Raw genomic sequence first — 26,542 nt, 5'->3', positions numbered from 1 at the left:
GGGTTTCCCTCGTTGGCTGTTCCCCATACATAATGGCCGTGTTTCGGGATGCAAAAGGTTTTTGCCCATGTCATTCGACCCTTCTTCATTGAAATTCAACGAGGCCGGGTTGATCCCGGCCATCGCTCAGGACGAGAACTCGGGCGAGGTTCTGATGATGGCCTGGATGAACGCCGATGCGGTGGAGCAAACACTTCGGACGCGCAGGGTCACGTATTGGTCCCGTTCGCGCCAATCCTTCTGGGTCAAGGGCGAAAGCTCGGGGCATGTTCAGGAACTGGTGGATTTCCGCGTCGATTGCGACCGCGACTGCCTGCTGTTGGTGGTGCGGCAGACGGGGCCTGCCTGTCATACGAACCGACGGAGTTGCTTTTACACCGGAGTTCGCGAAGGTGAGGAAGTTGAATTGATGGCGCCGTTGCCATGAATGGCCCGTGCCGGGCCATGCCTTCGGCGAGAGTATTTTTGAAAAGATGAAGGAAAGGGCGTCAGAGAGCGACCAAGGCTCGGACGTCTTGCGGACTTGCGCCTTCTTCCCGGTACTTCGCGATGGCGCGGGCATCGTCGCGCTTGGCGAGGCGCTTGCCGCGCTCGTCGCGGATCAGGCGGTGGTGATGGTAGATCGGCGTGTGCAGGTTCAGCAATGCCTGCAGCAGCACGTGGATCGCGGTGGCGTCGAACAGGTCTTCGCCACGGATGACATGAGTGATGCCTTGGTCGGCGTCGTCCACCACGACGGAAAGGTGGTAGGAGCTGTGCATGTGCCGGCGCACGAGAACGAAGTCCCCAACGGATTCGATCAGTGCCTCGGGGGCCGGGACATGCGTACCCGTATGGGTTGGACCGGTTTCGACAAAGCGCAGGGACGGGGCCGCAGCAAGCGCCTTGCGGATGTCGAGCCGGAGCACGTCGTCAGGGCCAGCATCGGATAACGGCCGTTCAAGACACGTACCCGGGTAGATGCGACCATCAGGGCCGAATTGCGGCACACCCTCCTGCGGGGCACCGGCCGCGGCTTCGATGTCGGCGCGGTTGCACTTGCACGGGTAGACCAGGTTCAGGCGGATGAGCAGTTCCAAAGCCTGCCGGTACCGGGGCAGACGGTCCGATTGCCGCATGACGGGCGTGGGCCATTCGAGGCCCAGCCAATGCAGATCGTCATGAATCTGGGCCTCCCAGTGCGGGCGGGCGCGGCTCTGGTCGATATCCTCGATGCGGAGCAGGAATGTCCCGCCTGCCGTCCGCGCCATGTCATGGGCCAGCATCGCGGAATAAGCGTGGCCAAGGTGCAGAGGACCGGTTGGGGAAGGAGCGAATCTCGTGATGAAGGTCACGCTTTTTCAACAACATATACGTCAGACTTCAGGTCCATTCCCGGCAGGTGCGGACCGTGTTCGCGGAATAGCAGGCGCGCGGCACCTATGTCCAGCCAATCGCTGAGGCGCACGGTGTAGGCGGGATCCGCCAGGGCATGGTCGTTGAAGGAGAAGGCCAGCAAACCGCCTTTGGGCAGGGCCTTCATCAACAGATCGAAGGTCGACGGCGGCGCTGCTCCGACGCCGATGACGCCGATGGCTGTTATGGCCTTGTAGGCGCCCTGCGACAGGGGGGCGGGATCGGTGATTTCGAAGGTGGAGAGGTTGCGGTACACCCCTTTGGCACGAGCCCCCTCAAGCATCTTGGGCGTGGGATCGATGCCGTCGATGACCTTGTAGCCCACCCGGGACAGCGCCACGCCGGAAAGTCCCGTGCCGCAACCGAAATCCAGGACCGGGGTCTGCGGCTCGGGCAGTTGGGACCAAAGCGCATCTGCCACGCGGCCGGGGGTGGCATAACCGTGTTCAGTGACCTCTTCGTCATAAGAGGCGGCCCATTTCTCATAGTGGGTGCGGGTCGCCTGCGGCGAGTCAAGATTGTAGGTGTCTTTCAGGAACTTGTCGCTCATGCCCGTATGTTAGGCGCAGCACGCGATTTCCGTCCAGTCAGGAATGCGAGAGCCACTCGGTCCAGGCCGCCTTTGCCCGATCGGTGTAGGCCTTGTATCGGTCCTTCCGGCCGCGGCGCCCCCCCTTCAGTCCATCGACGGGGCGGAACAGGCCGAAATTGACGTTCATCGGCTGAAAGGTCTTGGCCTCGGCCCCGCCCGTGATGTGGTGGATCAGCGCGCCCATGGCGCTGTCCTGCGGAACCTCGGGCAGCGATCTGCCCTGCATCTCGGCGGCGGCCATGCGGCCGGCCAGCAAACCCATCGCGGCGCTTTCGACATAGCCTTCGACGCCGGTGATCTGCCCGGCAAAGCGGATATTCGGACGCGATTTCAGCCGCATCCGGCTGTCGAGCAGCGTAGGCGAGTTGATGAAGGTGTTGCGGTGGATGCCGCCCAGGCGCGCAAAACTGGCGTTTTCCAGGCCGGGGATCATGCGGAACACCTCGGTCTGCGCCCCATATTTCATCTTGGTCTGGAAGCCCACGATGTTGAACAGGGTGCCCAGCGCATTGTCACGGCGCAACTGCACCACTGCGAACGGCTTGACCGCCGGTTGATGCGGGTTGGTCAGGCCGACCGGTTTCATCGGCCCGTGTCGCAGGGTTTCGCGCCCGCGTTCGGCCATCACCTCGATCGGCAGGCAGCCGTCGAAATAGCCGGCCGTTTCGCCTTCGTGGAACTCGGTCTTGTCGGCGGCCAGAAGCGCGTCGATGAAGGCTTCGTACTGATCGCGGTCCATCGGGCAGTTGAGGTAGGCGGTGCGCTCTTCCTCGGTCTCGCCCTTGTCGTAACGCGACTGCATCCAGGCCCGCGACATGTCGATGCTTTCGGCATAGACGATCGGCGCTATGGCATCGAAAAAGGCCAGTGCGTCGGCCCCGGTCTCTTTCCGGATCGCTTCGCCCAAGGCAGGCGAGGTCAGCGGCCCGGTTGCAAAGATCCATTGGCCGTCGGCAGGCAGGTCCGTGACTTCCTCGCCGGTGACGGAGACCCGCGGATGCGCGCGGAGCTTGGCGGTGACGGTTTCGGCGAATGGGTCGCGGTCAACGGCCAGCGCGCCACCCGCGGGTAGGCGATGGGCGTCCGCGGTCGTCATGATCAGCCCGTTCGCCGCGCGCATCTCCCAATGCAGGAGGCCGACCGCATTCTGCTCGTCGTCATCCGAGCGGAAGGAGTTGGAACACACCATCTCGGCCAGGTTTCCGGTCTGGTGCGCGAAGGTGCCGACTTTGGGCCGCATCTCGTGAATCACCACGTCGATACCTGCCTCGGCGGCCTGCCATGCGGCTTCGGACCCGGCCATGCCGCCGCCCACGATATGCAATCTTTCGGTCATGGGCAGCCACATAGGGCAGGGAGCGGTGCTGTGCAACGCCCTGCGGCCAATGCGGAGCATACGCCAAAAGGCGGGCAGACAGACGGCATCGTTGCTTTCTGGGAACTTGGGGTCGCCGCTGCGGGAATGTCAGTGCCGGTGAGAGAAACCAGCAGGAGGGACCTTCCGCCCACGGCGACCCAAAAGTGTGGATAAGGCTATGCCTTGACAAACCTTTGTCACAGTATTGCCGTTTTGAAAAGCCCCAAATCGAGAACAATCACGACCTGTTGTTGAAACAATTAACCTATTGGCTCCAATTCGGGTCTCTTTTTTCGATAAATGCCGAGATACCTTCTTCGGTCTCGCGGTAGAGCATATTCTCGACCATTACGTCTCCGGTATAGGCATAAGCCTGCTCGAGCGGCATCTGGAGTTGCTGGTAGAATGCTTGCTTCCCGATCTTCACCACCGACCCTAGTTTTGCGGCCAAGGTCTCGGCCAGGGATCGGGTTTCCTGTTCCAGCGCCTCGGGCGGCACGGCGCGATTCACCAGACCCAGTTCCACCGCACGGTTGGCTTCGATGAACTGGCCTGTGGTGAGCATCTCGAAGGCTTGCTTGCGGGGAATGTTGCGGCTGAGCGCGACCATGGGCGTCGAGCAGAAAAGGCCGATGTTGACGCCATTGACGCCGAACCGCGTGCCTTCGGCGGCCACAGCCAGGTCACAGGTGGCCACCAACTGGCATCCTGCGGCTGTGGCGATGCCATGAACCTGCGCGATGACGGGTTGCGGCAGCGACTGGACAGACATCATCATTCGGGCGCAGCGGTCGAACAGGTTCTTGAAATAGGCGCGGCCTCCATCTTCGGCCTGCCGGCCCGCCGTCATCTGTTTTAGGTCATGCCCGGCGCAGAACGCCTTGCCGGCGCCAGACAGGATCACCGCGCGGATGGACCGGTCCTCGCGCAGCGCATCCAGTTCGGCCTGCAGCGCCGCCAGCATCTCGTCGCTGAGCGCGTTCAGCCTGTCGGGCGCGTTCATTCGCAAATGCGTCACCGCACCAGTGTCGCTACGTTCCAGAATTGCCATCTTGCCCTCTCTGCATGAGTCAGGGCAACTCTAAGGCCGACAGCCGGGGAGTGGAAGAATGTCGTTGGCAATGTGCAAGGAAGAATTGGCGGAATATCTTGCGGTCGTTTTTCCGCAGGTCAAAGAGGACTTTGCCATCGACGATCTGACCGAGGACTCCGTGACCATGCGCCTGCTGACTGCGGATCGGCACCTGCGGCCGGGCGGCACCGTTTCGGGCCCGTCCATGTTCGCTCTGGCGGATGTCTGTGTCTACGCAATGGTGCTTGCGCGGCTGGGGCGCATGGCGCTGGCCGTGACCACAAGCTGTTCCATGGATTTCATGCGGAAACCCGAAGGGCAGGCGCAGATGATCGCCAAGTGCCGGTTGCTCAAGCTGGGCCGGACGCTCGCGGTGGGGGACATCCTGATGTACTCGGAAGGTTCGGACAAGCCGGTCGCGCGCGCCACCATGACCTATTCCGTACCGCCCGCCGGGTCGGCTGCGTCGGTGGCGGGGTAAAAAAGGCCGGGGACGGGCCCCGGCCAGGATGAGGTCCCGCGGACGGGACTGGGGATGCATCAGAACTGCCAGAACCGGCGGTTCATTTCCTGGTGCGCTGCCATTCGGGTCAGGCCCACGTCCTTGAGCAGCCTGTCGTCCAGGCGGCCGAGATTGACGCGGGTTCGGCGGCGTTGTTCCCACTTGGTCACGACCGCGGCAAAGCGTACGGCCAGTGATGCGATCAGCGGCAGCCGGGGGCTGGCGGTCAGCAGCGTCAGGGCGGGGCTTTGCGTTGCGCGTGTCATGGGCGGTTTCCTTTCCGAATTGTATTGACACAAATGTAATCAACTTGATACTCAGTAGTGGTACATTCCGAATTGTGTCGAAATCAAAGGAAAGATTGTAGTGAGTACAATTTGGCCAGAACGGTTGCCGCAATCCAAGGGGCCGAAATACACGCTTGTTGCGGATACAATCAGGAAAGCGATCGAAAACAAGACACTGGAGACCGGTGCCAGGCTGCCGCCCGTGCGGGAGTTGGCCTACAGACTGCGGATCACGCCCGGCACCGTGGCACGGGCCTATTCGCTTTTGACGGATGAAGGGCTGCTTCAGGCCGAAGTTGGACGCGGTACATTCGTGGCGGCGCCTAAGTCGCCGATCCTCGATGATGTCTGGTCACGGCAGCTGCACCTTAGAGAGGACAAGTACAACGCGCATGTCAGCCTGTTCAGCCCACGGCTGGCGGATGTGGGGCAGGTGGCGTTGATACGGGAATGTCTGATGAAGGTGGCGCAGTCCGATCCAGAAATGTTCCTGAACTACCCGACCCGGGACGCCTATCAACCGGCCCGGCAAGCGGTGGTCGATTGGCTATCGGACTTGCCGCTGGGACCGCTGACCGCCGACGATATCGTGCTGACACATGGCGGGCAGAACGGGCTTTGCGTGGTGTTCCAGACCATTCTTCGTGGGCCCAAACCGATCGTTCTGGTCGAAGATCTGTCCTATGCGGGATTTCGTCGGGCTGGCGAACTCATGCGGGCCGAGGTGGTGGGCATCCGTATGGACAAGTGGGGAATATGCCCCGAGGCATTGGACGATACGCTGCGTCAAACCCAGGCGCAGGCAGTCTGCGTTTCGCCGGAGGTGCAGAACCCAACCGGAAGCCATTCGCCGCTGGAGCGCCGGAAGGAAGTTGTCGAAGTCGCGCGCCGCCACGATCTTCAGATCGTCGAAGATGATTGCTATCGGATGGGCGAAGCCCGCGCCTCCAGCTATAGGGCCTTGGCGCCCGAGCGGGGATGGCATGTCTCGTCGATCTCCAAGACGCTGACTCCGGCCTTGCGCGTCGGCTTTGCCATCGCGCCACTGGAGCGCAGCGCGGATCTGAGACGATCCGCCGAGTATGGGTATTTCGGGTTGGCGCAACCGATCGTGGAACTGACTCGGCTGCTTCTCAGTGATCCCCGCGCCCGGAAGATCGCCCAGGATGCCCGTGCGCGCATGGGGGAATATGTGCGTGTGACGGTCAATGCGCTTGGCGGCTTCGATCTGGTCTGGGATGCCGAGGTTCCCTTCGTCTGGCTCAAACTCCCCTCGGGCTGGCGGTCGGCGGCCTTCAGCAGGGCGGCAGAGCGAGAAGGCATACAGGTCCGCTCGGCGGATGAATTCGCCTTGCGCGACGGTCGCGCCCCGAATGCGGTGCGCATCGCGATGAACGGGCACGTATCGCTGGAGCGGTTTGAGGAGGCGATGCTGCGCCTGCGCGCGCTTCTGGATAATCCGCCGGAGCAAATCAGTGTGTAAATCTGGGGTAATAATATACCTATTTTGTAATCCATTGAAAACATGATGATAAAACGGCACAGATGTGCTTGACCTGATCGCACGCCGCACATAAAACCCGTCCATCGAATTCGGACCGGTCTTGGTTGAGACCGGTCTTTCACATCAAACAGGATTGTCCTGACATGAAAACCTTCTCTGCAACACCTGCAGACATCGACAAGAAGTGGATCCTGATCGACGCCGAAGGCGTTGTTCTGGGCCGTCTCGCCTCGATTGTCGCCATGCGTCTGCGTGGCAAGCACAAGCCGTCGTTCACCCCGAACATGGACATGGGCGACAACGTCATCATCATCAACGCCGACAAGGTTCAGATGACCGGCAAGAAGCGCGAAGAAAACTTCTACTGGCACACCGGCCATCCGGGCGGCATCAAGTCGCGCACCAAGCAGCAGATCCTCGAGGGCGCACACCCCGAGCGCGTGGTCTACCAGGCCGTCAAGCGCATGCTGCCGGGCAACCGCCTGTCGCGTCAGCAGATGACCAACCTGCGCATCTACGCCGGTGCCGCGCACCCGCACGAAGCCCAGGCCCCCGAAGTTCTGGATGTCAAATCCATGAACAAGAAAAACACCCGGAGCTAATGACCGATGGCTGATCAGATCAACACTCTCGAAGAGCTGGGCGCCGTCGCAGGCGTTGAAACCCTGACCGCAGACGAGCCGCGGGAACCCGTGCGCGACGAGCTGGGCCGCTCCTACGCCACCGGCAAGCGCAAGGACGCCGTTGCCCGCGTCTGGATCAAGCCGGGGTCCGGCAAGGTCACCGTGAACGGCAAGGACCAGGACGTGTATTTCGCCCGTCCGGTGCTGCAGCTGATCCTGCGCCAGCCTTTCCAGGTTGCCGGTGTCGAAGGCGAGTTCGACGTTGTCGCAACCGTCAAGGGCGGTGGCCTGACCGGTCAGGCCGGCGCGGTCAAGCACGGCATCTCGAAAGCCCTGCAGCTTTACGATCCGTCGCTGCGTGGCGCTTTGAAGGCTGCGGGCTTCCTGACCCGCGACAGCCGTGTCGTGGAACGCAAGAAATTCGGTCGCCGCAAGGCCCGCCGTTCGTTCCAGTTCTCGAAGCGTTAACCGCACCGGGAGATACGAAAAGAAAAGGGCTCGCGATTGCAAGCCCTTTTTTATTTTCAGTGACTTGAGGCCAAAAGCTCAGGCGTTATTCTTCGTAGATCTTTTTCCACGCGCCGTTCTCGACCACGTTCACATAGACCGAGTCGGCGCCTTGGTGGTCGTCGGGTCCATAGGTCATGTGGTTGCCCACCAGATCGTCCTGATAGTCCAGCGATTCCATGGCGGCGATGAAGCTTTCGTGGGTCAGATCGGGGCCGGCGGCCTCCAGTGCCTTTACCATCATCTCGGCCGCGGCGTAGCCTAGCATGGCAAAGCCCACCGGATCCTCGCCCGTGGCGGCCTTGTACTCTTCGATGAACGCCTTGGGTGCGGGTTCGTCCGCGCGCGCCCACAGATCCTGCCACGAGGCCGCCGCATAGAAACCGTCGGTCACGCCGCCCGGCACCTGCGCCACCACGGTCAGGAAGCTGGCCGAGGTGCCCATGAACTTCATGTCCTCAAGCCCCATCTTCTTGGCGGTGCCCACCACGGTGATGGCCTGACGCACGCCCAAGGCCATGGTGACGATGTCGCACCCTTCGTCCTTCAGCTTGCTGAGCGAGCCGACAAAATCGGTTTCGTCCGGCTTGTGCGTCGTTTCCGCGGCAAATTCGATGCCTGCCTCTTCGGCGCCCGCCTTGGATCCTTCGAGGATTTCCTCGCCGAAATCGGTCGGCAGATACATCGTGCAGACCTTGTCTGCGCCGAATTGTTCGGCCAGGTATTTCACGCCGACGCGGCTTTGGTCATAGTAGCTGGAGAACGAGGTGAACTTGTTCTTCATCGGCTCCTGCAGCATCTGCCTTGCCGCCGAAAGCGGGGCGACGTTCGGGATTCCCATGGGATCAAGCAGCTTGAAGCCGGCCAGGTTCATGGGGGTGCCAAGCGATTGCAGCATCGCAAAGACCTTGTCGCGGTTCAGCAGCTTGTTGTAGCCCTGCATCGCGCGCGGCATCTGATAGCCGTTGTCCTCGACCACATAGCGGATCTTGCGGCCGTGCACGCCGCCTTCCGCGTTCACGCGGTCGAAGACCACGTTCGCGCCCTTGACCGCTGGCACGCCCACCGCGGCGAAGATACCTGACAGGTCGTTTACCGAACCGATCACGATTTCGTCGTCAGTGACGCCCTGTGTTTCGGCGCTGGCCAAAGTCGCCGCCGCCGTCAGGGCGGTTGCGGCCGCAAGCCGTTTGATCATTTTCTTCATGTTTCTCCTCCCTTTGGGTAATCCCGTGTTTATTTGTACATATCTTCGATCAGATGTGAGTGCTTCTTTTCAACAAAACTCCGTTTCAGCTTCATCGTCGCGGTCAGTTCGTCGTCCTCAGCGGTCAGCAGCACGTCGATCAGGCGGAAATCCTTGATCTGCTCGACGCGGGCGAACTCTTTGTTGACGGCGTCGACCTCGGCGGCGATCAGGTCCTTTACGTCTTTCGCGGCGCAAAGCGACGCGAAATTCGAGAACGGCACCTTGCGGTCCTGAGCGTATTTCTCGACGTTCTCCTGATCAATCATGATCAGCGCCGTCAGGAACTTGCGCCGGTCACCGATGATCACCGCGTCCGAAATGTAGTGGCTGAACTTCAGGCGGCTCTCGATCTCGGCGGGGGTGATGTTCTTGCCGCCCGCGGTGATGATGATGTCCTTCAAGCGGCCGGTGATCGTTACGTAACCGTCTTGGTCCATTCGTCCGATGTCGCCGGTCCGTAGCCAGCCGTCGGCGGTGAACGCCTCGGCGGTCTTTTCGTTGTTGCGCCAGTAGCCCTGGAAATTGTTCAGGCCGTGGACCTGGATTTCGCCATCATCGGCGATGCGGACGTCGATGCCCGGAACCGCCTTGCCGATCGTGCCCAGTTTGTTTTCCTCTGGTGTATTGATCGTGGCGATGCCGGATGTTTCGGTCATGCCGTAGCCCTCGACCAGCGGCACGCCGATCGCCCAATACCATTTCAGCAAGGCCGGTGAGATTGGCGCGGCACCGGTGCCGCCGCGACGCAGCTTGTCCATGCCCAGCATCCGACGCAGGTTGCGCAGGACAAGCCTGTCCCAAAGCCAGAAATTGGCGGCGACCCCTGCGGGAACCGATTTGTTTTCAACAAGATACTCGGCGCGCTTCATCCCCGCTTTGAGCGCCATGCCGAACGCCGCGCGCCCGGCTGGCGTGGCCTCCTGCGCCATGATCAGGACCTGGGAATAGATTTTTTCCCAGACCCGCGGTACGGCCGTGAAGGTGTCGGGTGAGACCTCCTGCAGGTTGGCGAACACCGTTTCCGGGCTTTCGGCGAAATTGACAGTGCTTTTCGACGCCAGCGGGAAGTAGATCGAAACATCCCGTTCGAGTATGTGGCAAAGCGGCAGGAAACAAAGCTGTTCGTCCGTCGGTTGCGTGGGCAGGCGATGCGCGCCGGCTTCGATCGCGGCCATGACGTTCTCGTGGCTCAGCATCGCCCCCTTCGGCATTCCGGTCGTGCCCGAGGTGTAGATGAGCAAGACGGTGTCCTGCGGCTTTGCCTTGGCGATTTCCGCTTCGAAGGCGCCAGGTTCGTCCCGTTCCGCCTGCCGCCCGATCTCGTATAGCTCGTCGATCATCAGGCAGCGGTGATGCTCCAGATCGTGCAGCCCTTCATCCTCGAGGATGATGACGTTCAGCAGCCCCGGCACCTCGCCTTCGATCTGAAGGTACTTGTCCAGTTGCTCCTCGTCCTCGACGATCAGGAACCGGCTGTCGCTGTCGTTGACGAGATAGGCAAGCTGGTTGGCCGAGTCGGTGGTGTAGACACCTGCAGCAATGCCGCCAACACATTGAATTCCCATGTCGAAATAGGCCCATTCCTTGCGGTCTTCGCTGAGGATCGAAACGACCTCTCCGCGCTGGAGCCCAAGTTTGCGCAGGGCGAGGCCGATCCATTTGGCGTGGTTCCAATAGTCCGACCAGGAATAGGACTTCCAGATGCCGAAGTCCTTTTCCCGGTGCGCGGTTTGGCTTCCCAGATCTTTGCAGCGTTTTTCGAACAGCCCGACGATGGTGTCTGTGCCATCGACCAGAACCGGACGCTGCCCCGGGGTTGCGTTGAACGTGACACCGTTGATCACGGTCTGGGCGGGCAGGGTGTTTGCATCCATCTTGCTCACCTCCATGTCTTCCTGCGTTTCCAGCGGCGGTTCTCGCGCGCGCCTTCTTCCTGAACGCCCAGGTAGAAATTCTGGATGTCCTCGGATTTCATCAGGTCTTCTGCCGTGCCGTCCATGACGATCCGTCCGACTTCCATGACATAGCCGTCATGGGCCAGTTCCAGTGCCGCCGAAGCGTTCTGTTCGACCAGCATCATTGTCATGTTCTGCTCTTCATTGAGCCGCTTGAGGATTGCAAAAATCTCTTGCACGAGAATGGGGGACAGCCCCAGGGACGGCTCGTCCAGCAGCATGATCCGCGGATTTGCCATCAGCCCGCGACCGATTGCCAGCATCTGCTGTTGTCCGCCCGAAAGTGTGCCGGCCTCCTGATTGCGGCGTTCGGCTAGTATCGGAAAATAGCTGAACACCAGATCCCGGTCGCGTTCGATTTGCGCCTTGTCCGCAAGGGTATATGCCCCGAGGCTAAGGTTCTCATCCACGGTCAACAGGGGAAAGACCTCGCGCCCTTCGGGGACGTGCACGATGCCTTTCTGCACGACCTTGTGCGGTTCCCAGCCCTGGATGTCTTCGCCCTCGAATGTGATCGTGCCCTTTTCGGGGTCCATCACGCCGGATACGGTCTTCAGCAGAGTCGTCTTGCCTGCGCCGTTCGCGCCGAGGATCGAAACGATCCGTCCCGGCCGTACGTCCAGAGACACGCCACGGATTGCCATGATGGGGCCATAGAAGCTTTCGATGTTGCGAATCTTGAGTACCGGTTCGCTCATGACGCTTTCCCCAGATAGGCTTCGATCACGGCGGGATGCGACTGTACCTCGGCAGGGGTGCCTAGTGCCAGCTTGGCACCGTCAGCCATTGCCAGAACCCGGTCCGAAACGCCCGAGACCAGCCCCATGTCATGTTCGACCATCAGCACGGTGATCCCCATCTGGCGGCGAATGTCGTCGATCCACCAGCGCATGTCCGTGGTCTCTTCCACCGACAGACCCGATGCCGGCTCATCCAGCAGCAGAAGCTTGGGATCGGTGGCCAGTGCGCGCGCCACTTCGACGACCTTGCGGACCCCGTAAGGAAGCCCCGCGATCATCTTGTCGCGATATGCCTGCAGATCGAGAAAATCTATGACTTCCTCGACCTTTTCCCGGTTCTCCAGTTCCTGCCGTTTCACGGACGGCGTAAAGAAAAGTTCCGAAATCACGTTGCTTTTGTGATGCCGGTGCCGTCCGACCAGAAGGTTTTGCAACACCGTGGCATGTTCGAAAAGTTCGATGTTCTGGAACGTCCGCGCCACGCCATAGGCCGCTACGCCCGAGGGTTTTACCGCCAGCAGGTCTTGTCCGTCGAACCGGATCGTACCCTCGAAAGGATCATAAAATCGCGATATCAGGTTGAAGACGGTGGACTTTCCCGCGCCGTTCGGGCCGACGATGGCAAAAACCTCGCCTTCCTCGACCGAAAAGGACAGGCGGTCCACCGCCGTCAGCCCACCGAATTTCAGCGTCACGTTTTCAAGCTCAAGCAGGCTCATCTCAGACGCTCCGTTTTCAGATAGGATTTCTGTCGTTTGAACATGTCCTTGCGGTAGAAGGGGAACAGTTCGATCCAGGTGCGTATCTTGAGCCATCGGCCGTAAATGCCCATCGGTTCGAACAGGATGAAGGCGATCAGGATCATGCCGAAGACGCCGAATTCGAGGCCGGGAATGGCGACGGTGTCGCCGCCGAACAGGGCGCCGACATACTCCTTGGCGATGGACAGGAACTGCGGCAGAAACCCGATCACGATGGCGCCGAAGAATGCGCCGTGGATCGACCCCAGGCCGCCGATCACGATCATCATCAACAACTGGATCGAGATCACGACGCTGAAGGTCTCGTTGTTGAAGGCGCCGGCATAAAGCCCCATCAACGCGCCGGCCCAGCCGGTGACGGTGCAGGACAGACCGAAAGAGATGGTCTTGGTCCGGGCGATGTCGACGCCCATGGCCTGTGCGGATACCTCGCTGTCGCGGACCGCGATGAAGCTGCGGCCCAAGGGTGCGCGCAACAGATTGATGTATCCCAGCGTCACGATCACCGTAACCGTCAGCACCAGCCAAAAGAACTGACCTGGCGTTCCCCAGCGTTCGATCATGTGGCCGAAGATCTCGACGCCGCCGATATACTTGCCGCCGACACCGCCGGTAATGGGATCGGCCAGGACGATGATATCGTCCATCAGGATCGACAGGGCGAGGGTGAAGATAGCAAGGTAGATGCCGTGAAGGCGCAGGGCAGGGACGGCGATGGTAGCTCCGATCACGCCGGTCAGGATTCCCGCAAGGGGAAAGGCGATCAGAAATGGAATGCCCGCTTCGATCAGGATTACGTTGGCGTAACAGCCTATGGCCAGGAAGGCCGCGTGACCAAGGCTCGCTTGACCGGTGTGGCCGGTCAGGACCATCAGGCCCAGCCCCGCGATTGCCCAGATCAGGACGTTGGTCAACTCACCCAGGTAAAAGTCGTTGAGCCACCAGGGGGCGGCAATGACCACCGCCAACAGGATCAGGTACAGGCTCAGCTGATATCCGTCTTTCCAGGGGCGGATATCCTGCATGTAGTCGGTTTTGAATACGATCCGCATGGGTCTAGACCTTTTTGACGCGCACTTGAGAGAACAACCCGTGCGGGCGGAAGATCAGCACGGCCAGCAGCAGCGCGTAGGGCGCGATCTGGCTGTAGCCGGCGGCGATGTAGCGGCTGGCGAAGGGTTCGATCACGCCGACGATCAGCCCACCGGCCAGCGCGCCGGGCAGGCTGCCAAATCCACCGATGACGGCGGCGGCGAAGGCCTTGATCCCCAAAAGTCCCGTGTTGGGATCGACCGAACCCTTGGCGGCGAAGAGGATGCCGGCGACGCCCGCGACCGCCCCGGCGAGGGCCCAGATCAGGCCCTGCACCCGTTTGACAGGAATGCCCATGTAATAAGCCGCCAGTTGGTTCTGCGAGGCGCCCTGCATTGCCAGCCCGAGCTTGGTCTTGCTGAAGAACACATACAGCGACCAGGTAAGCAGGATGGTCACGATGATCACCGCCACATCCTCCATGCCCAGCACCAGACCGCCGAACCGGACTTCCTTGCCCGCCAGCGGGTTCTGCAGGGTCTGCGGCTCGTGCCCCCAGATCAGCCCGGCGACGAAGCGGATCACGAATCCCAGCGCGATCGTCAGGATCACGACCGCGGTCTGGCTTTCTCCGAACATCCTTCGGATCACCAACCGGTCGAGCAGGTAGCCCAACGCGGCCATCACGCCCAGCGAGATGGGCAGCGCCATCCAGAAGGGCAGCCCCATATATTCCGTGTTCGTCAATCCGATGGTCACGAAGGCGCCCAGCATCATGAAATCGCCCTGCGCGAAGTTCACTGCCTCGGTCGCCTTGTAGATCAGCACGAAGCCAAGCGCGATCAGGCCGTAAACGCAGCCATTCGCCAGCCCGCTGATCAGCAGCTGTATGTTGTCCAAATTTTCCTCCCTGCGCCGGTAAGCCCGACGTCCTTTTTCATGCCCCGCCGCTCCTCACTTCGCCGGGGCATGCGCCCACTATGGCGTGATCATCACCTTTCCGTCAGTCTTTTTTAGGGCCTCGGCCAAACCTGACACAACGTCACGCAGCGGGAGATGCGTCGATACATCGGTTTTCCACCGTCCGTCCGCGAACCGCGCCTGCACTTCGGCCACGACGCGGATCTGATCGGCGGGCGGCGTGCTCATCATCCATTGGGTCAGCCAGAATCCCTCGATCCGTTTGCCCATGAAAATCAATTGTCCCATCTGCGTCAGCCTGGGCTGTTCGGCGCTGAGCTTGCCATAGCTTACCCAGCGGGCCTTGTTCGGCATCGCCGCGAAGATCTGTTCAGACAACTGGTCGGATACCGCGTCGAGAAAGACGCGCGGTTTCAGCGTCTTGCTGATGGCAGCGAATTTTTCGGGCAGATCCGGATCGTTTGTGACGAGAACCTCATCCGCACCAAGTTCCCTGAGCGCGTCCACCGTTTCGGCACGCCGGACAAGGGCGATGGGCTTCAGTCCCAGATCACGGCCAAGGCTGCACATCAGCTTGCCCAATTGGCTGGTCGCGGCCGAGACGACAAACGCGTCGCCCTCGGATCGGGCAATGTCGACCATCGCCATGGCCGTCATCGGGTTGACGATCTGCGCGGCGCCATTCTCGTCCGAGATGTCGGGGCGCAGCGGAATGCACATCTGGGCCTGCGTCACGACGTACTCGGCCCAAGCGCCGGACCCCGACGCGACAAAGGCGACACGTTGCCCTTTCAGCGCCTCGGCCCCCGAACCTATGGCAACCACGTCGCCGCAACCTTCGAAACCGGCGGGCGCGCCCTTGACGCGTGGCTGACCATATTCACCCTTGATGAAATGCAGGTCCGAAGGGTTGACTGAGGCCATGCGAAGACGGATCAGCACCTGACCCGGCCCCGGTTCGGGTAAGGGCAGTTCGGCAGGGGCCAGCCATTCCGAGGCATTGTCTATGCCGGGTCCGGTCGCCGTACCGGAGAATCCGTCATGGGTCTGGACGACCGCGAACATCGTTCCGGGCAAATCTGTCATTCTGATATCCTTCTGAAAAAGCAGCGCGGGCGAAAACCGTCAATTTTGGCCCGAGGCAGCCTGTCGGCCGAGCGTCCGTACCAAACCTTGGGACCGTTTCGGATCATTGTCCGAACAACAAGACTCATTGCAGGTTTGATAAGCGGCTCCGATGTGCGGGTCAGCGCGTTGGTCTGGATCACGGGCGGGTCCGATTGCAGCAGTACTGGTACAAGGCAATCATGCCCGCTTGGTTCCCGTCAATTCGCCTTCCCTGTGACGTGGCGGAAACAGGTTGGGCAACGAGGCCGGCGCGGCAGGACCGCCGGCCTCGGCAGATCATTGCGTGAGCAATTTGCGCAGTTCGGCGATTTTGTCGGACAAGGTTTCCGGCGCGGCCTTGATTTCATCCAGAATCTTGATCGCCTCGGTCTTCACGTCTTCGGCCAAGGGGCTTTTCTGAATGTCGGCGACAACCTTGTCATAGTCGAAGCCTTCTTCCGTCAGATAGCCTTGTTCTTCGAAGCTTTTCAGCAGGGCGTCACCTTGGTCTCCCAAGGCCGCGACCTGATCCTGCGCCTGTTGCGACAGGGACTGAGCCGCCTCTCCGGCCTGCTGAGTGGCGCTGTCGACGGCGTCTCCGGCTTGATCGGCCAATTCCGACGCCTTTTCGGTCGAAGACTCAACCACCGATCCGGCCGCCTCCGAGACGGCTTTGGCGGCATCGTTCAACGCCTGGCCTGCGTCGTCAGCCGCCGCTTCCAGCTTTTCGGCGGGGGTCGGCTCGGGTTGGGACAGATAGTAATAAGCGCCCGCGCCCAAGGCGGCGACAACGACCGCTGTTATGATTAATCGGGACATGTTGACCTCCTTTTGTTCATGTGTCCCTCAAGATGGGTGCTACTTTGTGTTCAAAAAGGGTGACGTTGTAGAAAATCTTTTTATTCCCGTGGCTTGAGCTGGGAATTGCTGAATGATCATGGTTTCGGCGGCAGGATAGTGCCGGTTTGGTTTGTGAAAAACAAAAAGGGGTCCGACAAACCCTGTCGAACCCCTTCGCTGAATCTGTTGGCTCCGGCGGTAGGGATCGAACCTACGACCAATTGATTAACAGTCAACTGCTCTACCGCTGAGCTACGCCGGAACTTCGGGCGATATAGCAACCCGGATTTTGTCCGTCCAGAGGGGAACTAGGCAAAATCGGGATTTTTTTAGTCGTCATGTCAGTCTCGAAAACCGAGCCGCCGCGGACAACTCGCCCTGCGGCTCGACGCGTGATTTTCCCGTCAGGTCCACCAGATGGGCAAACACATTCCGCTCGGCCGCGGGAAGAAGGCTGGCAGGCGTATCCGTGTAGATCCGCTGGGCCAGTTCCCGTGCCGTGGCAGGAGCCTCGGTGAGCGCCGCCAGGATCGCCGCCTCCCTGCCCATACGATGCGCGATCAGCCAGTCCAGACGCCCGGCCGGGTCCGTCACCGGCGCGCCGTGGCCCGGGTGAAGGACGTTCCAGTTCCGGGCCCGCAGCCGGTGACACGCAGCCATGAAGTCGGTCAGATCGCCATCCGGCGGCGAAACCAGCGAACTGGCCCAGCCCATGACGTGATCGGCGGTAAAGCAGGCGTCTTCCCAGGCCAGCGCGATGTGGTTGCCCAAGTGGCCCGGCGTATGGAGCACTTCAAGCGACCAGCCATCGCCGCGTATCAACTCGCCATCGGCCACCTCGACATCCGGGCGGAATGCGTGATCGATACCCTCGCCGCCACCGGCAAGCCCACCTGCCGCCAGCCGCTTCATCACTGTGCTGCGACCGGCCTCGGGGCCGCCGAACGCATGGACGGGCGCTCCGGTCCTTTGCGCCAGCGGCGCCGCCAGCGGAGAATGGTCCAGATGCGTGTGCGTCACGAAGATGTGGCTTATCCTCTGCCCGGGTTTCAGCGCATTCAGGATCGCGTCCATGTGGGCCATATCCAACGGCCCCGGATCGATCACCGCGACATCCCGTTCTCCAAGGAGATAGGTGTTGGTGCCGCGATAAGTCATGGGAGAGGGATTTGGCGCCAGCACACGCAGCAAGCCGGGCGCCAGTTCGACAGGCACCCCGGCCGGAGGATCGAATTCGTCGGGTGGTTGCATCGCGGCCTCTTCCTCTTTTTTCAACGGCTCGCTAGGCTTACCCCATGTCCTTCCACTGGTTCAAACCCTATGCGCCGCGAAGCCTCTATGCCCGTGCGGCCATCATCCTGATCCTGCCGATGGTGGTGGTCCTGCTGGTCGTCGCCGTGGCCTTCATGCAGCGCCATTTGGAGGACGTAACTTCGCAGATGACCCGGACGGTTTCACGAGAAATCAGCCTGATCAGCGACCAGATGAAGGGTGCGGACAGCCGGCAAGAGGCCTTGGCCCGGGCCGAACCCGCGCTTTCGGCCCTGCAGATGCAGGCGCGGTTTCTCAATCCGGGCGAGGTGCCGTCGGTCGGGTCCCGCCGGTGGTACGATTTCACTGCGCCAATCGTCGTCGACAAGCTGCACCAGCTTTTGCCCGCGGTCACCGCCGTATCGATTCCGAACAGCCGGCGGACCCTGGTTTTTCTCGAGACCGAGCTTGGCCCGCTGGAACTGGCCTTCGATCCGCGCCGCCTGTCGCCCGCGGCGCCTCACCAATTGATCGTGACAATGGTGTTCTTTGCTGTTCTCATGACTTCGATTTCCTTCCTGTACATGCGCAATCAGCTTCGCCCCATCACGCGGCTGGCCGACGCCGCGCAGGCCTTTGGCCGGGGCCGGTCAGTTCCTTATGCGCCAAGCGGCGCGATCGAGGTGCGCGCGGCGGGCAACGCTTTTCTGGACATGCGCGCCCGGATCGAACGGCAGATCGAACAGCGCACGATGATGCTGTCCGGTGTCAGTCACGATCTGCGCACACCGCTGACCCGGCTCAAGCTGGGTCTGTCTATGCTGCCCGACGAGGATGCCGCGCCGATGCTCAAGGATGTGGATGAGATGCAGCGCCTGCTCGACACATTCCTGGAGTTTTCGCGCGGCGCCTCCGAAGGTACGCCCGAGGCGGTGGACCCGGGCACGCTGCTCCGCCAGATCGTCGAGGATGCAAGGCGGGCAGGGCGGTCGGTCGAATTGTCGGAATGCCAGTCGAACGGCAAAGTGATGCTGCGGCCAGTCGCGATTCGCCGCGCGGTGGAGAACCTGATCGGCAACGCGGTGCTCTACGGAACCTGTGCCGAAGTCAGCATGTCGCTGACGCCGAAAACGCTGCGCATCCGGGTCGAGGATGACGGACCCGGAATCCCACCCGAACAGCGTCTTGAAGCGGTGAAGCCCTTTGCCCGTCTGGACCCCGCGCGAAACCAGAATCGGGGCAGCGGCGTTGGGCTGGGCCTGGCCATCGTCGCCGACGTCGCCCGCGCTCATGGCGGCGTGCTCCGGTTGGGCCAAAGCGAACGGTTGGGCGGATTGTGCGCCGACATCGTGATTTCGCGATAGCTGGTCGGCAATTCCGGCACACCGGGCAAGGCGGTTTTGCGGGGCCCGGAATTCCGGTTAAAGTTCATTGCGCTGGCGGTTTCGAAGAAGAAAAGGCGCGCGTCAGGTGAGCACCAGACTCCATTTCAAACAGACGTTGCTTCTGTTCTGGGCCATCTGGTGGCTGTTTGCGATTCTGACCGACTTCATCGGCGGGCTGGAATTGCTGGGCGCTACATCGACGCCCTGGTTTGCCGGTCCAACTATCCTTTCCTGAGCAATACCCTGGCCCCGTTCGGAGTGCCCGGCGCCGTTGAGGTCTTTTTCTTTGTAGGAATCATCGCTTGGGCATTGCTCTCTTCGGTTCTGTTTTTCCTGACTTTTTTCTCTTCACCCGCGAACCGGTAGTCGTGGTTGCGGCGCGTGGACCGCGCTTTCATCGTTTCCTTGGGACTGTGGCTCGCCTTCTTCCTGGCCGATCAGGTTGTCATGAAATTCGACCTCGAGGAAAACCACATGGTTCAAGGCGGCTTCCAACTGCTTTGCCATCTCGCCTGCCATCTGCTTGCCGACTGACGGCAGCCAGCGCGGCCGGCTGGTCATGGGAAGACCGTCCAAAGTGAAGCGTTTCTCGAAGTTACTGGTAGGCCCGGAGGGACTCGAACCCCCAACCAAAGCGTTATGAGCGCTCTGCTCTAACCAATTGAGCTACAGGCCCGCCTGAGCGCCTTGCGTATCACGCGTATCGCCCGCGTCAAGCCTGACCGTTGCATGCGCGGGCACAATCGACTAACCCGCGTCAAAGCACTCATGAGGGATTTGCCATGACAGCGGGCAAGAGCGGCATGACCTATGCCGATGCGGGCGTGGATATCGATGCGGGCAACGCGCTGGTCGACCGGATCAAGCCTGCGGCCAAGCGAACGGACCGTTCGGGCGTGATGAGCGGGTTGGGAGGTTTCGGCGCGCTCTTCGATCTCAAGGCGGCGGGATACAGCGACCCGATTCTGGTGGGCGCGACGGATGGTGTCGGCACCAAGCTGCGGATCGCGATCGATACCGGCGTCGTGGACGGGGTGGGGATCGACCTGGTTGCCATGTGTGTGAACGACCTGATTTGCCAGGGCGCCGAGCCGCTGTTTTTCCTTGATTATTTCGCCACCGGCAAGCTTGAGACGGACAAGGCCGCGCGGATCATCGAAGGCATTGCCGAAGGCTGCGTCCGATCGGGCTGCGCGTTGATCGGTGGCGAGACGGCGGAAATGCCGGGAATGTATCCTGCCGGTGATTTCGACCTGGCAGGCTTTGCCGTCGGCGCGATGGAACGCGGCTCGGCCTTGCCTGCAGGCGTGAGCGAAGGCGACGTCCTGCTTGGCCTGGCCTCGGACGGCGTGCATTCCAATGGTTATTCGCTGGTGCGGCGTCTGGTCGAACATTCCGGTCTCACTTGGGAATCGGACTGCCCGTTCGCGAACGGCTCGCTGGGCGAGGTGCTTCTCACCCCGACCCGGCTTTACGTGAAATCTACGCTCAGCGCGATCCGTGCAGGCGGCGTGAACGCCCTCGCTCATATCACCGGCGGCGGCCTGACCGAGAACCTTCCGCGCGTTCTGCCCGAGGGCACGGGGGCCAGGATCGATCTGGATGCCTGGGATCTTCCGCCGGTGTTCCGATGGATGGCCGATACCGGCGGGATCGCCGAGGCAGAAATGCTCAAGACCTTCAACTGCGGCATCGGCATGATCGTGGTTTGCGCGGCGGACCGCGCCGACGATCTGGCAAACCTGCTGGCGGCCGAAGGCGAAACCGTGGCCCGTATCGGAACCGTCACCGACACGCCCGGCGTCGCCTACACGGGCACGCTGTTGTGAGCCACAAACGCGTCGCCATTCTGATCTCGGGTGGAGGGTCGAACATGGTGTCGCTGGTCGACAGCATGTCCGGCGACCATCCGGCGCGGCCCTGCCTCGTCCTCTCCAACGAGGCGCAGGCAGGCGGGCTTAGGAAGGCGGCGGATCGGGGCATTCCGACAGCGGTGGTCGATCATCGACCATTTGCCGGCGATCGCGCTGCGTTCGAGGCGGAATTGCTCAAACCGTTGCTGGCGGCCGAGCCGGACATCGTCTGTCTTGCCGGTTTCATGCGGGTTCTGACGGCCGGTTTCGTGTCGCGGTTTCAGGGGCGGATGCTGAACATCCACCCATCGCTGCTGCCCAAGTACAAGGGACTGCACACTCACGCCCGCGCGCTCGAAGCGGGCGATACCGAACATGGCTGCACCGTGCATCAGGTGACCGCGGCGCTGGACGATGGCCCAATCCTTGGTCAGGCGCGAGTGCCCGTCGAACCCGGTGATACGCCCGAAATTCTGGCCGCGCGGGTTCTGGTGTGGGAGCACAAGCTGTACCCAGCCGTTCTGCGCCGGTTCGCTTCGGGCAACAGTGATCCGGTTCTCTTGCCTTGACAGCTTGACGGAGATTTACACGCGCCCGCGGTTCAGCCTATGTTCGCGCGTGGCGCCTGCAGCGATACAAGTTTCTACGGGCAGTAAAAGAACATAAGAGCAAGACTTAATACCGCGCATGAGAACACTGACCACAACGCAAGAACTGGCCGAATTCTGCAAGGCCGCCGCCGCCCATCCCTATGTCACCGTCGATACCGAGTTTCTGCGCGAGCGGACGTATTACTCCAAGCTGTGTCTGGTTCAGCTGGCCTATCCATCGGACGACGACGCAAGCGCGGTGCTGGTGGATCCTCTGGCCGACGGAATTTCGGTGGAGCCGCTGCTGGATCTGTTCCGCAACGAAGACGTAGTCAAGGTCTTTCACGCCGCACGGCAGGATCTGGAAATTTTCTGGGTCGAGGCCGGCGTCTTCCCCAAGCCGCTTTTCGACACACAGGTCGCGGCGATGGTCTGCGGCTTTGGTGAGCAGGTGGGCTACGAGACTCTCGTGCGCAAGATCTGCAAACAAGGGCTCGACAAGACCTCGCGCTTTACCGACTGGTCGCGTCGCCCTCTGACCGATGCGCAAAAGACCTATGCGCTGGCGGATGTGACCCATCTGCGGAAGATCTACGAACACCTTGCGGCCGAGTTGAAAAAGACCAACCGGACGCATTGGGTGGCCGAGGAACTACGCACGCTGACCGACCCCGCCACCTACGACATCCGCCCCGAAGAAGCGTGGCGACGGGTCAAGACGCGCACCAATTCGGCTAAGTTTCTGGCCGTGGTAAAGGAACTTGCCCAGTTCCGCGAAACCTATGCGCAAGACAACAACGTTCCCAGAAGCCGCGTGTTCAAGGACGACGCGCTGATCGAACTGGCCTCGACCAAACCCCGCACGCCTGCGGATCTGGGTGGTTCACGGCTGCTGCTGCGCGATGCGCGAAAGGGGGCGATCGCGGACGGTATCCTGGCCGCAGTCAAGCGCGGCATCGACTGCCCGCCCGAAAAGATGCCCCGCGCGGATACAAGCCGCGACAAGCTGAAGGTCAATCCGGCCCTGGCCGATCTGCTGCGTGTGCTTCTGAAGTCAAAGACCGAAAGCTCGGGCGTTGCCGCCAAGCTGATCGCCACCAGCGCGGAGCTCGATCAGATAGCGGCAGGCGAGCGCGAGGTTCCCGCGATGTCGGGCTGGCGCTTCGAAGTGTTCGGAGAGGACGCGCTGCGCCTTTGCGACGGCAAGATCGCCCTGACCGCCATGGGGCAGGAAGTCAAGGTGGTGTCGCTCTGACGTCCCCGGTTCAACGCCGACGGGCTTCGCGCGCGTTCTGTTGACCCGACACGCGGATCAGGCGGATCCCTTCCAGTTCCTGAGTCGTGACATTGACCGCATCGGAAACTGTGCGCGAGCGTTCGGGGCCCTGCGTCGTCGGCTCTTCGGGGTAGATCACGCGGAACGTGTAGGCCAGGACGCCGTTCTTTGCGTTTTCTTCCGACGGATCAGGACGCAGTTCGGCGCCAAAGGCTCCTTGCCGTGCGGCGACGCCGCTGGCAAAGATGATCGCGCCCGTGTTGGTCGGGTCGATCCGCAACTCCGACACCACGGCGATCGGGACGCTCCGGTCCACTTCATCCGGGCGCGCAAACAGGCCTTTTCCCGAACTTTGCGGAACCAGTGGGTTTGTTTCCTGGGCGGTCGCCGAAGCTTCGACCGTGGTGGACGTGCTGTCCCCGAACCAGTTCGTCGGGTTAGCCCGGGAATTCTGCCAACTGCTGCAGGCAGTCAGGGACACGGAGGCGACCAGAAGGGCAATCAGTGGTTTTCTCATGGTACTCGGCACACAGACAGAATTTGGTCGCAACGGGTTAGCCCATCTTTAACCGTTTGAAAAGCCATGGCAGGGCTGGACAGGGCGGCGTCGGCAACTTAGGTCACAATCGAGAACCGAAAAAAGAGGACCTGCAAATGGCGAGCCCTGCCTTTGAAGAAATCGTGGAAGATTTCGAATTCCTCGAGGATTGGGAAGACCGTTACCGCCACGTGATCGAGCAGGGCAAGGCGATGGAGCCGCTGGACGATGCGCTGAAGGTCCCGGCGACCAAGGTTCACGGCTGCGCCAGTCAGGTGTGGCTGCACCCGGTGATCGAAAACGGGGTGTTCCGGTTCGACGGCGACAGCGACGCGCTGATCGTTCGTGGCCTGATCGCGCTGCTGCGCTCGCTGTATAACGGGCTGCCAGTGACCGAGGTTCCAAAGGTTGACGCCCGGGCGGAAATGGCCCGGCTGGGGCTCAACGACCATTTGTCGGCGCAGCGGTCCAACGGGTTGCGGTCCATGATTGAGCGGATCCGCGAGGTGGCCTCGGAACACGCCTGAACGGCGCGAGGCTGATCTGCCATATCAGGTTCTTACTGTTCGGAAGACGCGGACCTCTGGGCCCAATCCGCCAAGGTGGTCTCAAGATCCCCATACCCGGTGAAACGGCGTTCGAATTCCAAACCCATGCGCTCGGCGCATTCCCGCGCTTTTTTTGTCAGTGCCGGGTCGTCGGTCTGGGCCTGATAGACAAGTTTTGTGTAGTTTCCGAAGTACATGTCGCGTAATTGCGGATGACGGTCCAGACCCAGCGGTTTCCACACGAAAGCGTCGAACTGCCGGGCCAGGAAATCGGTCAGATAGAATGCCGTGGCCTCACTTTCATCCCGCGCCTCAAAGGCTTGATTTCCTTCGAAAAACGAGTAGCAGTGGGGGCCTTCGACCATCTCGACGCCAAGCCTCTCGCACGCCTTTTGCAACAGGCCACCGGTGCCGCAATCGGCATAGACGACGAAGATGCGGTCATAGGCGTTGCGGTGTTTCTTGACGGCCTCTTCGACGGCTTCGGTGATCTTCTCCGGATGCACGTGCAGGATGGCGGGCAGGCATGTCAAATCCATGTGATTCCAGCCGTTGCGGGCCTTCACATCCAGGATTTCGCGCGCAAGCGCCCCACAGGCGATCAGCAGGATGCGTCCGGATGGTTCGGAAACGGCCAGGCCATCCTTTGTCAGTTGTTCATCGTCTGGCAGGTCTTGCCTGGTCATGTCGCGACTCCGGTTTTGCGCCGCCCAAGGAAAACCCGTCACCGGATCGGGGGCAAGCCCCGATCCGACATCGCAGGTCAGGCCACCGACATAAGCGCCTCATGCGCGCGAAGGGACGGGCGGGCGCTGGGGCCGTATGCAACCGGACCCATGACCGCGAGTTCGGGGAAAAGCGTCGTGATCTCGCGGTGTGCCTCATCGCCAAGAATGCCCCAGGACAGATCCCCCGGATGGAAGCTTTCGCTCGGGCAACCCTCGGCCATGATCACCTCGTGCCGGTCGAACAGAAGGTGGTAGTAAGTGACGAAGCCGCCGGGTTCGAGGGTAATGTTGCGGCCATTCACCAGGTGTTTCGCGGGCACAAGAGCCTCGTCATGGCCGGTGTAGAGTTGGAGGCGCCAACCGCGCAGCAGCATCCGGTGTTGCTGCGACACCTTCAGGTCGCGGGAGTTCTCCAACGCGCCCGCGCGGAACAGCACCGGTGCGAAACTTCCGGTCGCAGACACGGTCCGATGCCCGATCCATCGAACCGGTTGCAGGCCATTGTCGAGCGTGGAAACCAGGTCGCCGGGTTTCAGCGATTCGATCGGGCGTTCCCCCTGTTCGGTTTCGATCATCGTGCCCGAGCAGAAACAGGTGACGATGTTCCAACTTTGGCGGCTTGATGTCAGACCTTGGGCGACGTTGCTTTCGAGGTTATCCAATCTCAGCGAACGGATACCCTTGGCCTCCAATGCCGATTGATCGGCGTTGTTTTGGAACTCCGGGACGAGGTATGTGTTGCCGGCCACATCCTGAGCTACAACGGCGGTTATCGAAGCGGTAGTGCCGTCAATATAGGTGATTGTCGCATAATATGTCACGGACGCGTCGTAGGTCTGCGCCGGACCGCCATCTATCGAAAACCGATCGGCCGGCGAGTTGTTCATATTGTAGTAGTCGCCCGGATTGCCGACGTTTTTCCACTCGACCGCACGGTTCAAAAGCGCATCGCCGGGGCCGCCGAAAGTCATTCCGACCAGAGCCGCAGCATTTTCTGCGATGTTGTTGCCTTCCACCGTGTCGATGTCGGCGAGATTCCCCAGGAAAATCGCGTTGAAAGTTCTGGGCATCGGTAACCTCAATACCAATCAATTCCGTGCGGCAGATCTAGCACGGAAAACTGTAAACAAAAGATGAATGCCGCCGTAACAAGCTGATAAAAAAAGAAAAGGCCGCCCGAAATTGGGCGGCCCTTGGAAACAATCGCGATCGTCGGATCAGGCGGTCAGCTGGTTGTGCTTGCGCGACACGAAGTGCTTTGCGGTTTCGACGGCCACTGCCGCGTCACGGCAATAGGCGTCGGCGCCGATGGCCTTGCCGAATTCTTCGTTCAGCGGCGCGCCGCCCACCAGAACGATGTACTCGTCCCGGACGCCTTGTTCGACCAACGTGTCGATCACGACCTTCATGTAAGGCATGGTGGTCGTCAGCAGGGCTGACATGCCCAGAATGTCGGGCTTTTCGGTTTCCAGCGCTTCCAGGTAGTTTTCAACCGGGTTGTTGATGCCCAGATCGACCACTTCAAAGCCGGCGCCTTCCATCATCATCGACACGAGGTTCTTGCCGATGTCGTGGATGTCGCCCTTGACGGTGCCGATCACCATCTTGCCGACGCGCGGTGCGCCGGTTTCGGCCAGCAGCGGCTTGAGGATGGCCATGCCGCCCTTCATGGCGTTGGCCGCCAGAAGAACTTCGGGCACGAACAGGATCCCGTCGCGGAAGTCGGCGCCCACGATGGTCATGCCGCCCACCAGGGCCTTGGTGAGGATGTCATAGGGCGCCCAACCGCGCTCCAGAAGGATGTTCACGCCTTCTTCGATCTCTTCCTTGAGACCGTCGTAAAGGTCGTCAAACATCTGCTCGACGAGTTCGTCGTCGTTCAGTTCCGACAGGACGATGTCTTCTTCATCCGACATGAGCCGTTTCCCT

At 61.2% G+C, this 26,542-nt stretch carries 30 protein-coding genes and 2 tRNA genes; 11 read left to right on the top strand and 21 right to left on the bottom strand.

Going from position 1 to position 26,542, the window contains the following annotated elements; translation table 11 throughout:
* Positions 1–67: 67 nt before the first annotated feature.
* Entirely contained in the window at positions 68–427 is a 360-nt protein-coding gene (gene hisI, locus FGK63_RS06385) for a phosphoribosyl-AMP cyclohydrolase (protein WP_138840774.1), read from the top strand.
* Positions 428–488: 61 nt separating this feature from the next.
* Here the strand turns inward: hisI and gluQRS are convergent, their stop codons facing one another.
* The 4 genes from gluQRS to FGK63_RS06365 all read right to left on the bottom strand — a co-directional run bounded on the left by gluQRS (position 489) and on the right by FGK63_RS06365 (position 4,395).
* Complete coding sequence (gene gluQRS, locus FGK63_RS06380) at positions 489–1,334, bottom strand: tRNA glutamyl-Q(34) synthetase GluQRS (protein WP_138840773.1); 846 nt, start codon at positions 1,332–1,334, stop codon at positions 489–491.
* Positions 1,331–1,945, bottom strand: coding sequence for a class I SAM-dependent DNA methyltransferase (locus FGK63_RS06375; RefSeq protein WP_138840772.1), 615 nt, complete (start codon positions 1,943–1,945; stop codon positions 1,331–1,333). The genes gluQRS and FGK63_RS06375 overlap by 4 nt, the downstream gene beginning before the upstream one ends.
* A gap of 37 nt (positions 1,946–1,982) precedes the next feature.
* Complete coding sequence (trmFO, locus tag FGK63_RS06370) at positions 1,983–3,323, bottom strand: methylenetetrahydrofolate--tRNA-(uracil(54)-C(5))-methyltransferase (FADH(2)-oxidizing) TrmFO (RefSeq protein ID WP_138840771.1); 1,341 nt, start codon at positions 3,321–3,323, stop codon at positions 1,983–1,985.
* Positions 3,324–3,609: 286 nt separating this feature from the next.
* The gene (locus FGK63_RS06365; RefSeq protein WP_138840770.1) at positions 3,610–4,395 is read right to left on the bottom strand and encodes an enoyl-CoA hydratase; all 786 of its coding nucleotides are present in this window, start codon (positions 4,393–4,395) and stop codon (positions 3,610–3,612) included.
* A 58-nt stretch (positions 4,396–4,453) separates the two neighbouring features.
* On the opposite strand from FGK63_RS06365, the gene FGK63_RS06360 reads away from it, so the two are divergent.
* Positions 4,454–4,897, top strand: a complete 444-nt coding sequence (locus FGK63_RS06360) for a PaaI family thioesterase (protein ID WP_138840769.1) — start codon at positions 4,454–4,456, stop codon at positions 4,895–4,897.
* Between the two features lie 59 nt (positions 4,898–4,956).
* On the opposite strand, the gene FGK63_RS06355 is transcribed toward FGK63_RS06360, so the two are convergent.
* Positions 4,957–5,184: a DUF1127 domain-containing protein gene (locus tag FGK63_RS06355; RefSeq protein WP_138840768.1), complete on the bottom strand. Its 228-nt coding sequence runs from the start codon at positions 5,182–5,184 to the stop codon at positions 4,957–4,959.
* A gap of 100 nt (positions 5,185–5,284) precedes the next feature.
* On the opposite strand from FGK63_RS06355, the gene FGK63_RS06350 reads away from it, so the two are divergent.
* The 3 genes from FGK63_RS06350 to rpsI all read left to right on the top strand — a co-directional run bounded on the left by FGK63_RS06350 (position 5,285) and on the right by rpsI (position 7,800).
* Entirely contained in the window at positions 5,285–6,688 is a 1,404-nt protein-coding gene (locus FGK63_RS06350; protein WP_138840767.1) for an aminotransferase-like domain-containing protein, read from the top strand.
* A 164-nt stretch (positions 6,689–6,852) separates the two neighbouring features.
* The gene (gene rplM, locus FGK63_RS06345; protein ID WP_138840766.1) at positions 6,853–7,311 is read left to right on the top strand and encodes a 50S ribosomal protein L13; all 459 of its coding nucleotides are present in this window, start codon (positions 6,853–6,855) and stop codon (positions 7,309–7,311) included.
* 6 nt (positions 7,312–7,317) lie between these two features.
* On the top strand, positions 7,318–7,800 hold the full coding sequence (gene rpsI, locus FGK63_RS06340; RefSeq protein WP_138840765.1) for a 30S ribosomal protein S9: 483 nt from the start codon (positions 7,318–7,320) through the stop codon (positions 7,798–7,800).
* Positions 7,801–7,885: 85 nt separating this feature from the next.
* Here the strand turns inward: rpsI and FGK63_RS06335 are convergent, their stop codons facing one another.
* From FGK63_RS06335 to FGK63_RS06290, 10 genes are all read right to left on the bottom strand, one after another.
* Entirely contained in the window at positions 7,886–9,046 is a 1,161-nt protein-coding gene (locus FGK63_RS06335) for an ABC transporter substrate-binding protein (RefSeq protein WP_138840764.1), read from the bottom strand.
* A 29-nt stretch (positions 9,047–9,075) separates the two neighbouring features.
* Positions 9,076–10,962, bottom strand: a complete 1,887-nt coding sequence (locus tag FGK63_RS06330) for an AMP-dependent synthetase/ligase (protein WP_138840763.1) — start codon at positions 10,960–10,962, stop codon at positions 9,076–9,078.
* Between the two features lie 5 nt (positions 10,963–10,967).
* Positions 10,968–11,741, bottom strand: a complete 774-nt coding sequence (locus FGK63_RS06325) for an ABC transporter ATP-binding protein (RefSeq protein ID WP_138840762.1) — start codon at positions 11,739–11,741, stop codon at positions 10,968–10,970.
* Positions 11,738–12,502: an ABC transporter ATP-binding protein gene (locus tag FGK63_RS06320; RefSeq protein WP_138840761.1), complete on the bottom strand. Its 765-nt coding sequence runs from the start codon at positions 12,500–12,502 to the stop codon at positions 11,738–11,740. The genes FGK63_RS06325 and FGK63_RS06320 overlap by 4 nt, the downstream gene beginning before the upstream one ends.
* The gene (locus FGK63_RS06315; RefSeq protein WP_138840760.1) at positions 12,499–13,596 is read right to left on the bottom strand and encodes a branched-chain amino acid ABC transporter permease; all 1,098 of its coding nucleotides are present in this window, start codon (positions 13,594–13,596) and stop codon (positions 12,499–12,501) included. The genes FGK63_RS06320 and FGK63_RS06315 overlap by 4 nt, the downstream gene beginning before the upstream one ends.
* Positions 13,597–13,600: 4 nt before the next feature.
* Complete coding sequence (locus FGK63_RS06310; RefSeq protein ID WP_138840759.1) at positions 13,601–14,476, bottom strand: branched-chain amino acid ABC transporter permease; 876 nt, start codon at positions 14,474–14,476, stop codon at positions 13,601–13,603.
* Between the two features lie 78 nt (positions 14,477–14,554).
* Entirely contained in the window at positions 14,555–15,583 is a 1,029-nt protein-coding gene (locus FGK63_RS06305; protein ID WP_138840758.1) for a zinc-binding dehydrogenase, read from the bottom strand.
* Positions 15,584–15,901: 318 nt separating this feature from the next.
* A complete protein-coding gene (locus FGK63_RS06300; protein WP_138840757.1) occupies positions 15,902–16,423 on the bottom strand; it encodes a hypothetical protein in 522 nt (173 codons plus the stop codon).
* A 208-nt stretch (positions 16,424–16,631) separates the two neighbouring features.
* Positions 16,632–16,706: transfer RNA gene (locus FGK63_RS06295), tRNA-Asn, on the bottom strand.
* 74 nt (positions 16,707–16,780) lie between these two features.
* Entirely contained in the window at positions 16,781–17,695 is a 915-nt protein-coding gene (locus FGK63_RS06290; RefSeq protein ID WP_138840756.1) for an MBL fold metallo-hydrolase, read from the bottom strand.
* A 44-nt stretch (positions 17,696–17,739) separates the two neighbouring features.
* Between FGK63_RS06290 and FGK63_RS06285 the strand changes: the two genes are divergently transcribed.
* Entirely contained in the window at positions 17,740–19,059 is a 1,320-nt protein-coding gene (locus tag FGK63_RS06285; RefSeq protein ID WP_138840755.1) for an ATP-binding protein, read from the top strand.
* 106 nt (positions 19,060–19,165) lie between these two features.
* The gene (locus FGK63_RS20695; protein ID WP_171052585.1) at positions 19,166–19,315 is read left to right on the top strand and encodes a hypothetical protein; all 150 of its coding nucleotides are present in this window, start codon (positions 19,166–19,168) and stop codon (positions 19,313–19,315) included.
* Between the two features lie 113 nt (positions 19,316–19,428).
* On the opposite strand, the gene FGK63_RS06280 is transcribed toward FGK63_RS20695, so the two are convergent.
* Together FGK63_RS06280 and FGK63_RS06275 are read right to left on the bottom strand one after the other, a co-directional pair.
* Positions 19,429–19,641 (bottom strand): hypothetical protein, encoded by a 213-nt coding sequence (locus tag FGK63_RS06280; protein WP_138840754.1) that lies wholly within the window; start codon positions 19,639–19,641, stop codon positions 19,429–19,431.
* A 38-nt stretch (positions 19,642–19,679) separates the two neighbouring features.
* A tRNA-Ile gene (locus FGK63_RS06275) sits at positions 19,680–19,756 on the bottom strand.
* A gap of 106 nt (positions 19,757–19,862) precedes the next feature.
* On the opposite strand from FGK63_RS06275, the gene purM reads away from it, so the two are divergent.
* The 3 genes from purM to rnd all read left to right on the top strand — a co-directional run bounded on the left by purM (position 19,863) and on the right by rnd (position 22,778).
* Positions 19,863–20,909: a phosphoribosylformylglycinamidine cyclo-ligase gene (purM, locus tag FGK63_RS06270; protein WP_138840753.1), complete on the top strand. Its 1,047-nt coding sequence runs from the start codon at positions 19,863–19,865 to the stop codon at positions 20,907–20,909.
* Entirely contained in the window at positions 20,906–21,502 is a 597-nt protein-coding gene (purN, locus tag FGK63_RS06265) for a phosphoribosylglycinamide formyltransferase (protein WP_138840752.1), read from the top strand. The genes purM and purN overlap by 4 nt, the downstream gene beginning before the upstream one ends.
* Positions 21,503–21,620: 118 nt before the next feature.
* On the top strand, positions 21,621–22,778 hold the full coding sequence (rnd, locus tag FGK63_RS06260; RefSeq protein WP_138840751.1) for a ribonuclease D: 1,158 nt from the start codon (positions 21,621–21,623) through the stop codon (positions 22,776–22,778).
* A gap of 10 nt (positions 22,779–22,788) precedes the next feature.
* Here rnd and FGK63_RS06255 read toward each other — a convergent pair whose 3' ends face one another.
* A complete protein-coding gene (locus FGK63_RS06255; protein WP_138840750.1) occupies positions 22,789–23,316 on the bottom strand; it encodes a hypothetical protein in 528 nt (175 codons plus the stop codon).
* Between the two features lie 137 nt (positions 23,317–23,453).
* Here FGK63_RS06255 and FGK63_RS06250 point away from each other — a divergent pair, with 137 nt between their 5' ends.
* The gene (locus tag FGK63_RS06250; RefSeq protein WP_138840749.1) at positions 23,454–23,864 is read left to right on the top strand and encodes a SufE family protein; all 411 of its coding nucleotides are present in this window, start codon (positions 23,454–23,456) and stop codon (positions 23,862–23,864) included.
* A gap of 32 nt (positions 23,865–23,896) precedes the next feature.
* Here FGK63_RS06250 and FGK63_RS06245 read toward each other — a convergent pair whose 3' ends face one another.
* The 3 genes from FGK63_RS06245 to FGK63_RS06235 all read right to left on the bottom strand — a co-directional run bounded on the left by FGK63_RS06245 (position 23,897) and on the right by FGK63_RS06235 (position 26,529).
* Positions 23,897–24,571, bottom strand: coding sequence for a DUF1638 domain-containing protein (locus FGK63_RS06245; RefSeq protein WP_138840748.1), 675 nt, complete (start codon positions 24,569–24,571; stop codon positions 23,897–23,899).
* A gap of 77 nt (positions 24,572–24,648) precedes the next feature.
* Positions 24,649–25,683, bottom strand: a complete 1,035-nt coding sequence (locus tag FGK63_RS06240) for a Hint domain-containing protein (RefSeq protein ID WP_138840747.1) — start codon at positions 25,681–25,683, stop codon at positions 24,649–24,651.
* 147 nt (positions 25,684–25,830) lie between these two features.
* Positions 25,831–26,529 carry a corrinoid protein gene (locus FGK63_RS06235; RefSeq protein ID WP_138840746.1) on the bottom strand — a complete coding sequence of 233 codons (699 nt, stop codon included), beginning with the start codon at positions 26,527–26,529 and terminating at the stop codon, positions 25,831–25,833.
* Positions 26,530–26,542: the final 13 nt, after the last annotated feature.

The sequence above is a fragment of the Ruegeria sediminis genome (assembly GCF_005938215.1).
Lineage (GTDB): Bacteria > Pseudomonadota > Alphaproteobacteria > Rhodobacterales > Rhodobacteraceae > Ruegeria > Ruegeria sediminis.
Note: the sequence above shows the minus strand (reverse complement) of the source record. Positions and strands in the feature narration are given on the sequence as shown.

Coding starts and splice junctions, on each gene's coding strand:
- hisI (WP_138840774.1), top strand. CDS start 68: ATGTCATTCGACCCTTCTTCATTGAAATTCAACGAGGCCGGGTTGATC.
- FGK63_RS06375 (WP_138840772.1), bottom strand. CDS start 1,945: ATGAGCGACAAGTTCCTGAAAGACACCTACAATCTTGACTCGCCGCAG.
- trmFO (WP_138840771.1), bottom strand. CDS start 3,323: ATGACCGAAAGATTGCATATCGTGGGCGGCGGCATGGCCGGGTCCGAA.
- FGK63_RS06365 (WP_138840770.1), bottom strand. CDS start 4,395: ATGGCAATTCTGGAACGTAGCGACACTGGTGCGGTGACGCATTTGCGA.
- FGK63_RS06360 (WP_138840769.1), top strand. CDS start 4,454: ATGTCGTTGGCAATGTGCAAGGAAGAATTGGCGGAATATCTTGCGGTC.
- FGK63_RS06355 (WP_138840768.1), bottom strand. CDS start 5,184: ATGACACGCGCAACGCAAAGCCCCGCCCTGACGCTGCTGACCGCCAGC.
- rplM (WP_138840766.1), top strand. CDS start 6,853: ATGAAAACCTTCTCTGCAACACCTGCAGACATCGACAAGAAGTGGATC.
- rpsI (WP_138840765.1), top strand. CDS start 7,318: ATGGCTGATCAGATCAACACTCTCGAAGAGCTGGGCGCCGTCGCAGGC.
- FGK63_RS06335 (WP_138840764.1), bottom strand. CDS start 9,046: ATGAAGAAAATGATCAAACGGCTTGCGGCCGCAACCGCCCTGACGGCG.
- FGK63_RS06330 (WP_138840763.1), bottom strand. CDS start 10,962: ATGGATGCAAACACCCTGCCCGCCCAGACCGTGATCAACGGTGTCACG.
- FGK63_RS06325 (WP_138840762.1), bottom strand. CDS start 11,741: ATGAGCGAACCGGTACTCAAGATTCGCAACATCGAAAGCTTCTATGGC.
- FGK63_RS06320 (WP_138840761.1), bottom strand. CDS start 12,502: ATGAGCCTGCTTGAGCTTGAAAACGTGACGCTGAAATTCGGTGGGCTG.
- FGK63_RS06315 (WP_138840760.1), bottom strand. CDS start 13,596: ATGCGGATCGTATTCAAAACCGACTACATGCAGGATATCCGCCCCTGG.
- FGK63_RS06305 (WP_138840758.1), bottom strand. CDS start 15,583: ATGACAGATTTGCCCGGAACGATGTTCGCGGTCGTCCAGACCCATGAC.
- FGK63_RS06300 (WP_138840757.1), bottom strand. CDS start 16,423: ATGTCCCGATTAATCATAACAGCGGTCGTTGTCGCCGCCTTGGGCGCG.
- FGK63_RS06290 (WP_138840756.1), bottom strand. CDS start 17,695: ATGCAACCACCCGACGAATTCGATCCTCCGGCCGGGGTGCCTGTCGAA.
- FGK63_RS06285 (WP_138840755.1), top strand. CDS start 17,740: ATGTCCTTCCACTGGTTCAAACCCTATGCGCCGCGAAGCCTCTATGCC.
- FGK63_RS06280 (WP_138840754.1), bottom strand. CDS start 19,641: ATGACCAGCCGGCCGCGCTGGCTGCCGTCAGTCGGCAAGCAGATGGCA.
- purM (WP_138840753.1), top strand. CDS start 19,863: ATGACAGCGGGCAAGAGCGGCATGACCTATGCCGATGCGGGCGTGGAT.
- rnd (WP_138840751.1), top strand. CDS start 21,621: ATGAGAACACTGACCACAACGCAAGAACTGGCCGAATTCTGCAAGGCC.
- FGK63_RS06255 (WP_138840750.1), bottom strand. CDS start 23,316: ATGAGAAAACCACTGATTGCCCTTCTGGTCGCCTCCGTGTCCCTGACT.
- FGK63_RS06250 (WP_138840749.1), top strand. CDS start 23,454: ATGGCGAGCCCTGCCTTTGAAGAAATCGTGGAAGATTTCGAATTCCTC.
- FGK63_RS06245 (WP_138840748.1), bottom strand. CDS start 24,571: ATGACCAGGCAAGACCTGCCAGACGATGAACAACTGACAAAGGATGGC.
- FGK63_RS06240 (WP_138840747.1), bottom strand. CDS start 25,683: ATGCCCAGAACTTTCAACGCGATTTTCCTGGGGAATCTCGCCGACATC.
- FGK63_RS06235 (WP_138840746.1), bottom strand. CDS start 26,529: ATGTCGGATGAAGAAGACATCGTCCTGTCGGAACTGAACGACGACGAA.